This window comes from Vogesella indigofera (assembly GCF_003633895.1).
In the GTDB taxonomy this organism is placed as follows: domain Bacteria; phylum Pseudomonadota; class Gammaproteobacteria; order Burkholderiales; family Chromobacteriaceae; genus Vogesella; species Vogesella indigofera.
In genome coordinates this window covers 368,978-383,991 of sequence record NZ_RBID01000013.1, presented here as the reverse complement: position 1 = coordinate 383,991, position 15,014 = coordinate 368,978, and the positions used below count along the sequence as shown (strand labels likewise).

Genomic DNA, 15,014 nt, shown 5'->3' with positions numbered 1-15,014 from the left:
ATGACGCCGCCGCCCGCCGCGCTGTTGTCGACCCGCAAGGCGCTGCGCTTTTTCAACCTGTTCCGCATCGCGCTGGTGGCGGTGCTGCTGCTGATGACGCAGTGGGTGCTGCCGGCGCAGGCGCTGGATCACGCTGCGCTGTGGCTGTGGGCGCTGGCCTACGCCGCGCTGGTAGTGGCCGGGGCGGTGGTCGGCCGCCTGGCGTTGCCGCTGTCATGGCTGCTGACGGCGACGCTGGCCGCCGACATCGTGCTGATCAGCAGTTTTACCCATCTCTACGGCGGCGTGAAAAGCGGCTTCGGCATGCTGCTGCTACCCTTCCTGGCGGTGGCCGGCATGCTGGTCAGCGGCCGGCTGGCGCTGTTCTACGCCGCGCTGGCCACCTTCAGCCTGTTCGCCAGCGTGGCGCTGAACGCCTGGCACGACGGGCTGGACAGCAACCAGCTGCTGCAGGCGGCGCTGCTGGCGATCGCCGGCTTCGTCACCAGCGCCACCACCTGGCTGCTGTCGCGCAAGGCGCGGCAGTCGGAGCTGCTGGCGGCGCTGCGCGGCAGCCAGCTGGCCAGCCTCAACCGCGTCAACGCGCTGGCGCTGCAGGCGCTGCGCGAGGCGGTGCTGGTGCTGGACGCGCAGGGCGTGCTGCGCCAGTTCAACGCCACCGCCAGCCGCCTGCTCGGCGAACTGCAGCGCGACCGGCTGCAGCCGGTGCTGCAACCGCTGATCCGGCGCTGGCACCTGCAGGGCATGCCGCTGCAGGAACAGGAAATCGACCTGGTGCTGCGCGGCCAGCAGCTGATCGGGCGCATGGTGCCGCTGGCGGAGGACGACAGCCTGCTGCTGGTGGTGTTCCTGCAGCCGGCGGAGCAGCTGGCCGCCGAGGCGCAGCAGCTGAAGCTGGCGGCGCTGGGACGGCTGACCGCCAATATCGCGCACGAGATCCGCAACCCGCTGGCGGCGATCAGCCACGCCGCCGAGCTGCTGGGCGAGGAGGCGGTGGCGCCGGTGACGCAGCGGCTGAGCGGCATGGTGCGCGACAACTGCGCGCGCATCGAGCATCTGGTGGCCGAGGTGCTGCAGCTGGGCCGCCGCGACCGCGTGCACGGCGAGGTGTTCCTGCTGCGCCCGTTTGTCGACGAACTGATCGCCAGCTTCCTGCTGGCGCACCCGGAATACCACGGTCGCCTCGGCTGGCAGGTGGAGGCCACGGTGGCGGTGCGCTTCGACCGCAGCCACCTGCAGCGCATCCTCACCAATCTGCTGGCCAATGCCTGCCGCCACGGCAGCGCGCAGCCGGGCGCGGTGCAGCTGGTGGCCACCGCGCAGCGGCTGACGGTGCTGGACGACGGCCCCGGCCTGTCCGAGGCGGCGCAGGGCCGCCTGTTCGAACCCTTCTTCACCACCGAAAGCAGCGGCACCGGCCTCGGCCTGTACATCGCGCGCGAGCTGGCCCAGGCCAACGGCGCGCAGCTGTCCTACCAGCCGCCCGGCGGCTGCTTTCAACTGACCTTCCCGGAAAGCCATGACCCCGACCACTTCCTGCGTACTGATCGTTGACGACGAGCCGGACTTGCGCGAGCTGCTGCAGCTGACCCTGCTCAAGATGGGGCTGCAGGTGCTGGCGGCGGCCAACGTCGCCGACGCCTGTCGCCTGCTGGCGCGCGAGCGCTGCGACCTGGTGCTCACCGACATGCGGCTGCCGGACGGCGAAGGGCTGCAGGTGGTGCAGTACATCCAGCAACAGCAGCTGGACATCCCGGTGGCGGTGATCACCGCCTACGGCAGCACCGAGAACGCGGTGGCGGCGATGAAGGCCGGCGCCTTCGACTACCTGGCCAAGCCGCTGAGCCTGGCCGCGCTGCGCGCGCTGGTGAAGTCGGCGCTGGCGGTGCGCGAGCCGGCCGCCACGGCCGCCGGCGGTAGCGAGCCGCGCCTGCTGGGCGGCGCGGCGGCGATCTGTGACGTGCGCGCGATGATAGACAAGCTGGCGCGGACACAGGCGGCGGTCCACATCAGCGGCGAGTCCGGCACCGGCAAGGAGCAGGCGGCGCGGCAGATCCACGAGCAGAGCGCGCGTTGCGGCCAACCTTTCGTTGCGGTGAACTGCGGCGCGATCCCGGAAGCGCTGATGGAAAGCGAGTTCTTCGGCTACCGCAAGGGCGCCTTCACCGGCGCCGATGCCGACCGCGACGGCTTCTTCCAGCTCGCCCACGGCGGCACGCTGTTCCTCGACGAGGTCGCCGACCTGCCGCTGGCGATGCAGGTCAAGCTCTTGCGCGCAATCCAGGAAAAAAAGGTGCGCCGGCTGGGCGCGGCGCAGGAAGAGGCGGTCGACGTGCGCCTGCTCAGCGCCACCCACCACGACCTGGTGCAGCTGGTGGAACAGGGGCGCTTCCGCCAGGACCTGTATTACCGCCTCAACGTGATCGGGCTGGCGATGCCGCCGCTGCGCGAGCTGCGCGACGACCTGCCGCAGTTCGTCACCCGCCTGCTGCAGCGTTTCAGCGCCGGCAGCGCCCTGCCGCAGCTGGATGATGCCGCGCTGCAGGCGCTGCTGGCCTACCACTATCCCGGCAACTTCCGCGAGCTGGAGAACATCCTGGAGCGGGCGGTGGCGCTGGCCAGCGACGGCTGCATTTGCGCCGGCGACCTGCAGCTGGGCGCCAGCGGCGCGGAGGCGGCGCTGCCCGGCGCGCAGCCGCAGGACGGCGGCGAGACGCTGCAGGACTACCTCGACCGCGTCGAGCGCGCCGCCATCGACAAGGCGCTGCAGGCCAGCGACGGCAACCGCACCCAGGCGGCGCGGCTGCTCGGCGTCAGCTTCCGCTCGCTGCGCTACCGGCTGGAGCGGCTGGGCATGAAGTAAGCGCCGGCGCCGCAGCGTTGCGGCCAACGTTGGCCGCAAGAAAAAAGGCGTTACCGCTGCGGTAACGCCTTTTTGCTGCCTTGTTGCTGTCGTGCGCGGCGGCTTACACGTGGAAGCGTGCCACCGACTGTCGCAACTGCTGCGCCATCGCCGTCATCTCGCAGGCGGCCAGCGAGGCATCGTGCGCCTTCTGGTGGTTCTGGTCGGCCTGCTGCGCCACCCGCTCCACGTTGTGGGCGATGTCGAAGCTGGCGGTGCTCTGCTCGCGCAGCGCGTCGGAGATGCCGGCCACCGCCAGCTCCACCTGCTTGGCGCCGTCGCGGATGCTCTGCAGGCTGGCGCCGGCCTCGCCGGCCGATTTCACCCCCGCCTCCACCTGCAGCACGCCGCTGCTCATGCTGTCCACCGCTTCGCGCGCCTCGCTCTGGATGCGACCAACGGTGTCGCTGATTTCCAGCGTCGACTGCGTGGTGCGCTCCGCCAGCTTGCGCACCTCGTCGGCGACCACGGCAAAACCGCGGCCCATCTCGCCGGCGCGCGCCGCCTCGATCGCCGCGTTCAGCGCCAGCAGGTTGGTCTGCTCGGCGATGTCGCGGATCACCGTCACCACGCGGCTGATCTGCTCCGAACGCTCGCCCAGCTGGGTGACGGTGGCGGCGGTGCTGCCCGACGCCGCCGCGATCTCGCGCATGGTCTGCACCGTGCGGCTGACGGTGGCCTCGCCGCTGCGCGATACCTCGTCCGACTGCACCGCCAGCTCGCGTGCGCTGCCGGCGTGCTGGTTGACCTGCTGGATGCTCTGCGTCATTTCCTCGACGCAGGCGGCCATCGCCGACACCGCCGCGCTCTGCTCGCGCGAGCTGCCGGACACGTCGTCGGACAGCGCCGCCAGGTTCTGCGCGTTGTGCGCCAGGCTGTCCACGCTCTGGTTCACCTCGCTGATCAGCTGGCGCAGCGCCTGGCACATGTGGTTGCTGGCGGCCAGCACCTCGCCGATCTCGTCGCGGCGGCTGCTGTCGATGCGCACCGTCAGGTCGCCGGAGGCGACGCGGCGCGAGATGTCCACCAGCTGCGCCAGTGGGCGGCTGACCCAGTAGCGCATGGAAAAGTACACCAGGACCACCAGCAGCAGCGTCACCAGCAGCGTGCCGAGCAGCATCTTCAGCTGCATCTCGTGCGGCTCGCGCACCAGCTCGTCCTGGTAGGCGCCGGTGGCCACCAGCCAGCCCCAGCGCTCATAGGTGAGGAAGGTGGCCAGCTTGCGGCGCGGCTCGCTGGCGCCCGGGTCCAGCCACAGGTAGCTGCTCTGCCCGTTTTTCTGCGCCAGCATGGTCTTGATGAAGGGCTTGCCGTCGGCGTCGGTCTTGTCCAGCAGGTTCTTGCCGGCCGCCGACGGGTGGATCAGCAGCTCGCCGGGGCGCTGTCGGGCATCCACCACGTACACGTAGCCGCTGTCGCCGATCTTCAGCGACAGGATCTTCTGCTTCAGCGCCTGCAGCCCGTCGCTGTAGTCGATGCCGGCGAACATGGCGCCGACCACCGCGCCGCTGCCATCCTTCAGCGGCAGGTAGTGGGTCATGTAGTCGCGGCCGAACAGGTTGGCGGTGCCGGTATACGGCTGGCCGCTACGCAGCAGCGGGTAGGCGGGGTGGTCGTGGTCGAGGCGGGTGGCGACGGCGCGGGTGCCGTCCTCCTTTTTCAGCGACGAGGCGATGCGCACGAAGTCGTCGCCCTCGCGCACGAACAGCGTGGCCACGCCGCGGGTGGCGACGCTGAAGCGGTCGACGATGGCCTCGTTGCCGTTGAGCAGCTGCTCGCCGCCGTACAGCGCCGGGGTGCTGACGCCGCTGACGCTGACCGGGGCGCTGCTGTCGTTGCGCAGCGGCTGCGGCAGGTTGGCCGCCAGCTGCGCCGCGCTGTTGCGGGCATTGTTTTCCAGCACGCTGGCGTAGGCGTCGATGGTGTCCACCACCTGCTGGTTGGTCTGGCTCATGGCGGCGACCGAGCGCTGCTCCATGCGCTCGCCCAGCCAGCTGCTGATGACGATCCCGGCGATGCCGAGAACCACGAAAAGGGCGATGCTCAGCAACAGGCTGAGCTTTTGGGCCAGAGACAATCCGGCGAGTTGCAGACGGGGCATGGCGACATCCGGTGGTGGTGGGTGGTTGTTGTCATAAAAAAGCCTTGTTATGGCAACAATGGGCCGGATGCTAGCCGTGGCGTGACGATGACATGTTGATTTTTGTCAACTGCGACTGCTTATCCTTTTGATTGGAAAGATTTTTCTCAAACGCGCGCCGCACTGCGCATCAGGCTGCGCTTTCGCCGACGATGGTGGCACAAGCTGCCAACAAGGCGGCAAAGGCGTCCACCGCGGCGTGGCGCTGCTGGCGGCGGCGGATCAGCACGGTGTCGGCGATGGCGATATCGTCCGGCAGCGCGTGGCAGGTCACGCTGTCGCCGGCCGGCATGCAGGCCAGCAACGCCTGCGGCACCAGCGCCAGCCCCATGCCGCTGGCGGCGCAGCTGATCATCGCGTGGTAGGAATCCAGCTCCACGATGCGGTCCACCGCGCAGCCGCTATGGCGCAGCCACAGCTCCAGCCGCTGGCGGTAGGCGCAGCCGCTGTCGAAGGCCAGCAGCGTGTGCGGCCGGTCTTCCAGCAGCGGCGGCCGACCGCGCGCGCCGATCAGCAGCAGCGTCTCGCGGCAGAACGGCTGGCTTTCCAGCCGCGCGTCTTCCACCGGGCCGCACACCAGAGCGCAATCGAGCGTGCCGGCCAGTACCTCGGCGATCAGCCGCGCGGTGGCGCCGGTGCGCAGCTCCAGCTGCACCGCCGGGTAGCGCTGGTGGAAGTCGGCCAGCAGCGGCGGCAGCCGCACCGCGGCGGTGTTTTCCATCGCCCCCAGCCGCAGCTGGCCTTGCGGCGCGTTGCTGATCACCGCGTCGCGCGCCTCCTGCGCCAGCCCCAGCAGCTGGCCGGCGTAATCCTGCAGGATGCGTGCCGCCGGCGTCGGCTGCAGCCGACGGCCCTCGCGCTGGAACAGGGGCACGCCGAGGTCGTCTTCCAGCTGGCGGATGCGGGTGGTGATGTTGGACTGCACGCGGTTGAGGCGGCGCGCGGCGGCGGTGATGCCGCCTTCCTGCAGCACCGCCTGGAAAATGGCGAGGTCACCGAGATCCATGATCGTTCTCTCCATGAGATGATTTTGATCATGTTAATTCATTTTTCAGGATGGGCACGCTGCGGCATAGTGGGTGCCTGATTGTCGTTGCCGAAAGCCTGCCATGCCCCCTGCCGTCCCGCGTCGCGGTTACCTCTACATCCTGGCCTGCGTGCTGCTGTGGAGCAGCTTCATGCTGATCGCCCGCCTCGGCGGCAAGACGCCGCTGACGCCGTTTGACGTGCTGGCGCTGCGGCTGGCCACCGCCAGCGCGGTGCTGTGCTGGCTACCGAAGCCGCCGGCCGCCGCGTGGCGCGACGCGTCGATGTGGGGGCTGGCGCTGATCGGCTGCGTCGCCTTCTGCCTGCTGTGCTACGGTGCGGTGCGCTGGGTGCCGGCGGCGCACCTGGCCTTGCTGGTGGCCGGCCTGCAGCCGTTTTTGCTCGCCCTGCTGCTGCTGTTGTGGCGGCAAGGTTGGCCGCAACGGGCGACGTGGCCGGGCTACGCGCTGATGGCGCTGGGCTTGCTGTTGCTGGCGTGGCCGCTGTTCGCCGGGCAGGCGGCACCGGGGCAGTGGCTGGGCGACGGCATGCTGCTCTTGGCCGGCGTGCTGTGGGCGCTGTACGCGCTGCTGGCCAAGCGGCGGCCGTATGATGCGTGGCAGATGACCAGTTTTGTCACGCTGGCGTCGGCGCTGTTGTACTTGCCGGTGTACCTGCTGTGGCTGCCGAAGGGGCTGGCGCAGACGACGTGGCCGGTGATCGCCGGCCAGGCGCTGTTTCACGGCATCAGCCCGGCCATCGTCGCCATGCTGTGCTACCTGCGCGCGGTGGCGCTGCTGGGGCCGTCGCGGGTGGCGGCCTTGATGGCGCTGATCCCGGTGGTGGCCGGGGTGGCGGCGGTGCCGCTCTTGCACGAGCCGCTGACGCCGGCGCTGGCCGGGGCGTTGTTGAGTGTGTCGCTGGGGGCGTGGTGGGTGGCGCGTCCGGCATCTGTGGAACGTGGTCGCGGCTTGCGGCCAACCCTTACCGAGGAAAAACCATGCCGTACGTGAATATCAAGATTACCCGCGAAGGCGCGACGCCGGAGCAGAAGGCGGAACTGATCGCCGGCGTCACCGACCTGCTGCGTGACGTGCTGGGCAAGAACCCGGCCACCACCGTGGTGGTGATCGACGAGGTCGATACCGACAACTGGGGCATAGGCGGCGAGAGCGTCACCGTGCGCCGCGCGCGCGGCAGCTGAACGCCGGCGCGACTGGCGAAATGACACTGCGGCCAACCTTGCCCAAGGTTGGCCGCAGTTTTTTGTTGCGGGTCGTCTGGCGATGGGCGGCTTACGCCTTGCCGCTGGCCGCGTCATCCGGCCGTTCGCGCAGCGCCAGCCCCTTCAGCAGGTAGCGCAGGAACTGGTCGCCGCAGGGGCGGAAGTGCTTGTGGTCGGCCTTGCGGAACAGCGCGCTGATCTCGCTGCTGGACACCTTGAAGTCGCTGCGCGCCATCAGCGCCTCGATGTCTTCCTGCTTCAGGTCGAAGGCGATGCGCAGCTTCTTCAGGATCTCGTTGTTGTTGAGGCGCAAGAGCGGCGCCGGTGCCGGCGCGCCGTCGCGGCGGCCGCGACGTTCGATGATCAGGCCGTCGAGAAAGGCGCCGAGCAGCTCGTCGCTGCACTGGCGGAAGGCCGGGTCATCGTCCTTCTTCAGCAGCGGCGCGAAGTCGTCGTCGGCCAGCGGCTCGACGTGGCGCAGGATCGCCAGCATGCGGTTGTCGGGGCAATCGATGATGAAGCGCACGCTGCGCAGGATGTCGTTATTGATCATGGGATGTCTTCAGGGTTGGCCGCAGGCGGCCAACGTCGGGTTAGGGGGCAAGGCGCTGGCGCAGCCAGCTGCTGTCGGCTTGCAGGGTGTACAGCACGCGGTCGTGCAGGCGGCTGGGGCGGCCCTGCCAGAATTCGACGCGGTCCGGCACCACCGCGTAACCGCCCCAGTGCGGCGGGCGCGGCACCGACAGCGGGTGCTTGAGGCCGAAGCCGGCGGCGCGGCTGACCAGCACCGTCTTGCTGTCGATCACGCTGCTCTGCTCGCTGGCCCAGGCGCCGATGCGGCTGGTGTACGGCCGGCTGGCGAAGTAGGCGTCGGACACCTCGTCCGCCACCCGCGCCACGCGGCCCTCGATGCGCACCTGCCGCTCCAGCTCCGGCCAGAAGAAGGTGAGCGCGAGGTAGGGATTGGCGTCCAGCTGGCGGCCCTTGCGGCTGAGGTAGTTGGTATAGAACACCAGTTGCCCGTGTTCCACCCCTTTCAGCAGCACGATGCGCGCCGACGGCCGGCCGTGTTCGTCGACACTGGCGACGTGCATCGCGGTCGGCTCGTTGACTTCGGCGGCGATCGCCTCGTGCAGCCACTGTTCGAACTGGGCAACGGCGTCCGGCAGGCAGTCGTCGGGCGAGAGTTCATGCTGGCTGTATTCCAGACGGATATCGGCGAGATTGAGCGCCATGGCTGGCTCCTGAATGAATGACGGCAGTGGCCGCAAGGCGGCAAGGTTGGCCGCCATGATACCGCAGGCCGTTGCCGCGATGGGCGGCGCCGCTTGGAAGCTGCTCACGATCTGCTGCGCTTCGTGAAACGTTACACGGTGAGTACGGCTTCGGCATGCTGGCTTATATCCAGCTAAACGCCGCTTCCCCCGCCGTTTTCGCCTTGTCTCGCGTGAGCGCGCGAGCTCGTGAACACGTTCTTACGGCAGCTGCCGCTGCGGCAGCTCGCAAGCGAGGAAATCGACCAGCATGCGCACCTTGGGCGACAGCTGGCGGTTGTGCGGGTACAGCGCCCAGATGCCCTCGTCCGGCTCCTGGTAGGCGCCCAGCAGCGCCACCAGCGCGCCGCTTTGCAGATGGCGCGCCACGTAGTAGTCCGGCAGCTGCACGATGCCGACCTGCTGCAGCGCGGCGTGCACCAGCGCGTGGCCGCTGTTGCAGCGCAGGCTGCCGCGCACGCGCAGCAGGCGGCGGCGCCCCTGCTCCTGCACGTGCCACACCTCGTTGCTGCCGAGCAGGCAGTTGTGCTGCTCCAGCTCCGACAGGCTGTTGGGGATGCCGTGGCGCGCCAGGTAGCCGGGCGCGGCGCAGATGAACTGCCGCCGCGACGCCAGCCGCCGCGCCATCAGCGAGGAGTCGGCGAGGTGGCCGATGCGGATCGCCAGGTCGTAGCCGTCGTGCACCAGGTCCAGCAGCTGGTTGCTGAGGTTGAGGTTGATCTCCAGCGCCGGGTACTGCTGGCCGAAGGCGGTGATCAGCGGCGCGATGTGGCTCTCGCCGTAGGCCAGCGGCGCGGTCAGCTTCAGCGTGCCCTGCGGCACCGCCAGATGCTGCGACACCGCGCGTTCGGCGTCGGCCAGCGAATCCAGCAGCTGGCGGCAGTGCTGCAGGTACAGCTGGCCGGTCTCGGTCAGCGTCACGTGGCGGGTGGTGCGGTACAACAGCTGCGCGCCCAGCCGCGTCTCCAGCCGCGTCACCTGGCGGCTGACCTGCGCCACCGACAGCGACAGCGCCAGCGCGGCGCGGGTAAAGCTGCCCTGCTCGGCCACGCTAACGAATTCGCACACCCCTTCCCATGCCAGCATTGTTGCTCCTTGTAAAAAATCATTTACCGATAGTGGCGATTATCGGCGAAAAAGGCGGTAATACAATGCCGCTTTAACCTGTCGCACTCAAGGAGCACGTCGTGAGCGAGATCATCAAATGCAAGGCCGCGGTGGCCTGGGCCGCCGGCCAGCCACTGTCCATCGAAGACATCGAAGTGATGCCGCCGCAAGCCGGCGAGGTGCGCGTGCGCATCGTCGCCAGCGGCGTGTGCCATACCGACGCCTTCACCCTGTCCGGTGAAGATCCGGAAGGCATCTTCCCCTGCATCCTCGGTCACGAGGGTGGCGGCATCGTGGAATCGGTCGGTGAAGGCGTCACCAGCGTCGCCGTCGGCGACCACGTGATCCCGCTGTACACGCCGGAATGCGGCGAGTGCAAGTTCTGCAAGTCGGGCAAGACCAACCTGTGCCAGAAGATCCGCGCCACCCAGGGCAAAGGTCTGATGCCGGACGGCACGACCCGTTTTTCCAAGGACGGCCAGCCGATCTACCACTACATGGGCACCTCCACCTTCTCCGAGTACACCGTGCTGCCGGAGATCTCGCTGGCCAAGGTGAACCCGGCGGCGCCGCTGGAAGAAGTGTGCCTGCTCGGCTGCGGCGTCACCACCGGCATGGGCGCGGTGGTCAATACCGCCAAGGTCAAGGCCGGTGACAGTGTCGCCATCTTCGGCCTCGGCGGTATCGGCCTGTCGGCGATCATCGGCGCGCGCATGGCCGGCGCCGGCCGCATCATCGGCATCGACATCAACGAGAGCAAGTTCGAGCTGGCGAAGAAACTGGGCGCCACCGACGTGATCAACCCGAAAAGCTTCGACAAGCCGATCCAGGACGTGATCGTGGAAATGACCGATGGCGGCGTGGATTTTTCCTTCGAGTGCATCGGCAATGTCAACGTGATGCGTTCGGCGCTGGAGTGCTGCCACAAGGGCTGGGGCGAGTCGGTGATCATCGGCGTCGCCGGTGCCGGCCAGGAAATCAGCACCCGCCCGTTCCAGCTGGTCACCGGCCGCGTGTGGCGCGGCTCGGCCTTCGGCGGCGTGCGTGGCCGCTCAGAGCTGCCGGACTACGTCGAGCGTTACCTGAACGGCGAATTCCGCCTCGACGACTTCATCACCCACACCATGCCGCTGCAGGACATCAACACCGCCTTCGATCTGATGCACGAAGGCAAGAGCATCCGCTCGGTGATCCACTACGGCCAGTAAACCATAGTCGGCTGCGGCCAACGTTGGCCGCAGCCGCCACCGGGAGAGACACGACAGATGAACCTGGAAATGATCAGCAGCAGCAAGAGCTTCGGCGGCTGGCACAAGCAGTACCGCCACGATTCGGCGGTGCTGGGCTGCCGCATGCGCTTTGCCGTCTACCTGCCGCCGCAGGCCGCCAGCGGCCAGCCGGTGCCGGTGCTGTACTGGCTGTCGGGGCTGACCTGCACCGACGAGAACTTCATGCAGAAGGCCGGCGCGCTGCGCGTCGCCGCCGAGCTGGGCATCGCCATCGTGGCGCCGGATACCAGCCCGCGCGGTGACGACGTCGCCGACGACGCCGGCTACGACCTCGGCCAGGGCGCCGGCTTCTACCTCAACGCCACTGAGGCGCCGTGGATGCGCCACTACCGCATGTACGACTACGTGAGCCAGGAGCTGCCGGCGCTGATCGCCGCGCACTTCCCGGTCAGCGGCCATCGCGCCATCGCCGGCCATTCCATGGGCGGCCACGGCGCCTTGATCTGCGCACTGAAGCGGCCGCAGGACTACGTGTCGGTGTCGGCGTTCAGCCCGATCGCCAACCCGGTCAACGCGCCGTGGGGGCAGAAGGCGTTCAGCGCCTACCTCGGCGATAACCGCGCCGCGTGGCAGGAATGGGACGCCAGCGTGCTGATGGCCGCTGCCACCGCCGACGCGCAGTTGCCGGCACGGGTCGACATCGGCCTCGCCGACGGTTTCCTCGCCGAACAGCTACAGCCGGAAGCGCTGGAACGTGCCGCCGCCGCCAGCGGCTACCCGCTGCAGCTGCACCGCCACGACGGCTACGACCACAGCTACTACTTCATCGCCAGCTTCATCGAGGCGCAACTGCGCTTCCACGCCGGCCACCTGTTCGCCTGATGCAGGTCAAGCGCATTCCTGCAGCCGGGCTGGCCGCCACGCGGCCAGCCCCTCGGGCGGCAGGTTTTGGGCTAGAATAGCCCGTTTCCCACTGCGGCTTTTCCTTGCACTCATGCACCTGGTTGCCTTTGGACTGAACCACCACACCGCCCCGCTGGCGATACGCGAACGGCTGGCCTTCCCTGCAGAAACCCTGCCGGGCGCCCTGGCGCAGCTGGTGGATTCGCAGGCCGCGCGCGAGGCGACCATCGTCTCCACCTGTAACCGCACCGAGCTGTACTGCGCCACGCAGCAGCCGGACGCGGCACTGGCGTGGCTGGCCAACTACCACGGCCTGAGCCTGGACGAAGTGCGGCCCTACCTGTACCAGCTCGACGCCGCCGAAGCGGCACGCCACGCCTTCCGCGTCGCCTCCGGGCTGGATTCCATGGTGCTGGGCGAAACGCAGATCCTGGGCCAGATCAAGGACGCGGTGCGCACCGCCGAACGCGCCGGCACGCTGGGCAGCCTGCTCAACGGCCTGTTCCAGAAAACCTTTGCCGTGGCCAAGGACGTGCGCAGCCAGACCGCGGTCGGCGCCAGCTCGGTGTCGATGGCCGCCGCCGGCGTACGCCTCACCGAGCAGATCTTCGCCTCGGTCGGCGAGCTGAAGGTGCTGTTCATCGGCGCCGGCGAGATGATCGAACTGGTCGCCACCCACTACGCCGCGCGCAACCCGGCCTGTATCACCGTCGCCAACCGCACGCTGGAGCGTGGCCAGGCACTGGCGGCGCAATTCGGCGGCAACGCCATCACCCTCGCCGAGCTGCCGGACCACCTGCACCACTACGACGTGGTGGTCAGCTCCACCGCCAGCCAGCTGCCCATCATCGGCAAGGGTATGGTCGAGCGCGCCATCAAGGCGCGTCGCCACCGCCCGATCTTCATGCTCGACCTGGCGGTGCCGCGCGACATCGAGGCCGAAGTCGGCGAGCTGTCCGACGTCTACCTCTACACCGTCGACGACATCGCCGGCATCGTCGAAGTCGGCCAGCAGGCGCGCAGCCAGGCGGCGGAAGAAGCCGAAACCATCATCGCCCACCGCGTCGGCGAATTCACCGACTGGCTCAAGCGCCGCGAAAGCGTGCCGCTGATCCGAGCGCTGCGCGACGAAGCCGAACGCACCCGCCGCAACGCGCTGGAGGCCGCCATGAAACAGCTGGCCAAAGGCGCACCGCCGGAAAAAGTGCTGGAAGTCCTGTCGGTACAACTGACCAACAAACTGATGCATCCGCCGACGCAGGCGCTGTCTTCCGGCAGCGGCGCGGCGCACGACGCACAGGTGGCGCTGATCGCCAGCCTGTATCGTTTGCACCCGGAGTCGTAATGAAACCCTCGATTGCCGCGAAACTGGCCCAGCTCGATGACCGGCTGGAAGAAGTCACGCAACTGCTGATGTCCGAACAGGCCACCGCCAACATGGACACCTTCCGCAAGCTCACCCGCGAACACGCCGAACTGACCCCGGTGGTCGAGGCGTTCAACGCCTACCGCCAGTGCGAAGCCGACATCGCCACCGCCAGCGAACTGCTGGACGACCCGGACATGAAGGAATTCGCGCAGGAAGAAATCGGCGACGCCAAAAACCGGCTCGCCGCGCTGGATGTCGAGCTGCAGAAACTGCTGCTGCCGAAAGACCCCAACGACGACAAGAACATCTTTCTTGAAATCCGCGCCGGCACCGGTGGCGACGAAGCGGCGCTGTTCGCCGCCGACCTGTTGCGCATGTACACCCGCTTTGCCGAACGCAACCGCTGGCAGGCCGAGATCGTCTCCGCCAGCGAATCCGACCTCGGCGGCTACAAGGAAGTCATCGTGCGCCTGGTCGGCCAGGGCGCCTATTCGAAGCTGAAATTCGAATCCGGCGGCCACCGCGTGCAGCGCGTGCCGGCCACCGAAACCCAGGGCCGCATCCACACCTCCGCCTGCACCGTGGCGGTGATGGCTGAGGCCGACGAGATCGCCGAAGTGGTGCTCAACCCCGCCGACCTGCGCATCGACACCTACCGTGCCAGCGGCGCCGGCGGCCAGCACATCAACAAGACCGATTCCGCGGTGCGCATCACCCACCTGCCCACCGGCATCGTCGCCGAATGCCAGGACGGCCGCTCGCAGCACGCCAACAAGGCCAGCGCGATGCAGGTACTGGCGGCGCGCATCTACGACATCCAGCTGCGCGAGAAGAACCAGAAGGAAGCGGCCGAGCGCAAGAGCCTGATCGGCTCCGGCGACCGCTCCGAGCGCATCCGTACCTACAACTACCCGCAGGGCCGCATCACCGACCACCGCATCAATCTCACCTTGTACAAGCTGGATCAGGCGATGGACGGCGACCTGTACGAGCTGACCGACGCGCTGGTGGCGGAGCGTCAGGCGGAACTGCTGGCGCAGTTGTCGGAGGGGAGTTGACGCGTGCGGCCAACGTTGGCCGCAAGGTAATGAACAAGGGCAAGCCGGTGGCTTGCCCTTTTGTCATGGTGAGTCGTGCGTAGGTCGGGTTAGCGGAGCGTAACCCGACATTGCTTGCGGCCGAACCTTGTTCGGATCTGCTGTATCCGCTGCGCGGATGCCGATTTGTCTTGCCGCTTCCGCGCGGCGGACGGGAAAAGGGGGATACCGCATCCCCCTTTTCACATCGCTGAGCGAATCAGAGATTCGCACGCAGACCGCTCTTCCCGGAGGCACAAGAATTCCCGTGACAACTGCCGCCATCCCGGCGCCGCCCATACGCTGCGCTCAAAAGAGGGCGGCTTGTTTCCGGGCTGGCGACAGTTGCCACGGCTTGCGCCAACGGGAACGGGTGCGCCGGTTCGATGCTGGCTACCGGTTCAGATTGGTGGCGTTGCTGTGGCCAACGTTTACCGCGATTGAATGACCAGGGTTGGCCGCAGTGTGTAGGTCGGGTTAGCACGGTAGGTTGGGTTGAGCTTGCGAAGCCCAACGTTTACCGCGATTGAATGACTAGGGTTGGCCGCAGTGTGTAGGTCGGGTTAGCGCAGCGTAACCCGACATTGCTTGCGGCCAACCTTGTTTTTATTTTCGTGTCTTATCGCGGGTGTCGTGGCCAAAGCGCCTTTGCCCTTGTTCGTGTGCTTCCGTGGCAAAAATCAGAACCGCTTACCGCGACAAGGTTGGCCGCAAGCCGCTATCGTGGTGCGTCGCCCTGGGTGATGAACCCTACCGTGCTGCC

At 67.9% G+C, this 15,014-nt stretch carries 13 protein-coding genes; 8 read left to right on the top strand and 5 right to left on the bottom strand.

All coding sequences use genetic code 11. From position 1 onward, the window contains the following. Both C8E02_RS07915 and C8E02_RS07910 read left to right on the top strand, forming a co-directional pair. A complete protein-coding gene (locus C8E02_RS07915; protein WP_120810402.1) occupies positions 1-1,554 on the top strand; it encodes a sensor histidine kinase in 1,554 nt (517 codons plus the stop codon). Next, on the top strand, positions 1,520-2,863 hold the full coding sequence (locus C8E02_RS07910) for a sigma-54-dependent transcriptional regulator (protein WP_120810363.1): 1,344 nt from the start codon (positions 1,520-1,522) through the stop codon (positions 2,861-2,863). The genes C8E02_RS07915 and C8E02_RS07910 overlap by 35 nt, the downstream gene beginning before the upstream one ends. Before the next feature lie 103 nt (positions 2,864-2,966). Here C8E02_RS07910 and C8E02_RS07905 read toward each other — a convergent pair whose 3' ends face one another. Continuing rightward, on the bottom strand, positions 2,967-5,003 hold the full coding sequence (locus C8E02_RS07905) for a methyl-accepting chemotaxis protein (protein WP_120810362.1): 2,037 nt from the start codon (positions 5,001-5,003) through the stop codon (positions 2,967-2,969). A gap of 169 nt (positions 5,004-5,172) precedes the next feature. Then, positions 5,173-6,048, bottom strand: coding sequence for a LysR family transcriptional regulator (locus tag C8E02_RS07900; protein WP_120810361.1), 876 nt, complete (start codon positions 6,046-6,048; stop codon positions 5,173-5,175). A gap of 103 nt (positions 6,049-6,151) precedes the next feature. Here C8E02_RS07900 and C8E02_RS07895 point away from each other — a divergent pair, with 103 nt between their 5' ends. Beyond that, on the top strand, positions 6,152-7,081 hold the full coding sequence (locus C8E02_RS07895; protein ID WP_120810360.1) for a DMT family transporter: 930 nt from the start codon (positions 6,152-6,154) through the stop codon (positions 7,079-7,081). After that, positions 7,069-7,272 carry a tautomerase family protein gene (locus tag C8E02_RS07890; protein ID WP_120810359.1) on the top strand — a complete coding sequence of 68 codons (204 nt, stop codon included), beginning with the start codon at positions 7,069-7,071 and terminating at the stop codon, positions 7,270-7,272. The genes C8E02_RS07895 and C8E02_RS07890 overlap by 13 nt, the downstream gene beginning before the upstream one ends. A gap of 91 nt (positions 7,273-7,363) precedes the next feature. Here the strand turns inward: C8E02_RS07890 and C8E02_RS07885 are convergent, their stop codons facing one another. The 3 genes from C8E02_RS07885 to C8E02_RS07875 form a co-directional block, all read right to left on the bottom strand. Next, positions 7,364-7,846 (bottom strand): YehS family protein, encoded by a 483-nt coding sequence (locus C8E02_RS07885; RefSeq protein WP_120810358.1) that lies wholly within the window; start codon positions 7,844-7,846, stop codon positions 7,364-7,366. Between the two features lie 40 nt (positions 7,847-7,886). Continuing rightward, positions 7,887-8,528 (bottom strand): pyridoxamine 5'-phosphate oxidase, encoded by a 642-nt coding sequence (gene pdxH, locus C8E02_RS07880; RefSeq protein ID WP_047967745.1) that lies wholly within the window; start codon positions 8,526-8,528, stop codon positions 7,887-7,889. Between the two features lie 240 nt (positions 8,529-8,768). After that, complete coding sequence (locus C8E02_RS07875; protein ID WP_047967746.1) at positions 8,769-9,653, bottom strand: LysR substrate-binding domain-containing protein; 885 nt, start codon at positions 9,651-9,653, stop codon at positions 8,769-8,771. Positions 9,654-9,763: 110 nt separating this feature from the next. On the opposite strand from C8E02_RS07875, the gene C8E02_RS07870 reads away from it, so the two are divergent. The 4 genes from C8E02_RS07870 (at position 9,764) to prfA (ending at position 14,233) form a co-directional block, all read left to right on the top strand. Beyond that, positions 9,764-10,882, top strand: coding sequence for an S-(hydroxymethyl)glutathione dehydrogenase/class III alcohol dehydrogenase (locus C8E02_RS07870; protein ID WP_342766772.1), 1,119 nt, complete (start codon positions 9,764-9,766; stop codon positions 10,880-10,882). A 63-nt stretch (positions 10,883-10,945) separates the two neighbouring features. Then, positions 10,946-11,785, top strand: a complete 840-nt coding sequence (fghA, locus tag C8E02_RS07865; protein ID WP_211329202.1) for an S-formylglutathione hydrolase — start codon at positions 10,946-10,948, stop codon at positions 11,783-11,785. Positions 11,786-11,897: 112 nt separating this feature from the next. Then, positions 11,898-13,151, top strand: coding sequence for a glutamyl-tRNA reductase (hemA, locus tag C8E02_RS07860; protein ID WP_047967749.1), 1,254 nt, complete (start codon positions 11,898-11,900; stop codon positions 13,149-13,151). Next, positions 13,151-14,233: a peptide chain release factor 1 gene (gene prfA, locus C8E02_RS07855; RefSeq protein WP_047967750.1), complete on the top strand. Its 1,083-nt coding sequence runs from the start codon at positions 13,151-13,153 to the stop codon at positions 14,231-14,233. The genes hemA and prfA overlap by 1 nt, the downstream gene beginning before the upstream one ends. The last annotated feature ends 781 nt before the right edge of the window (positions 14,234-15,014 follow it).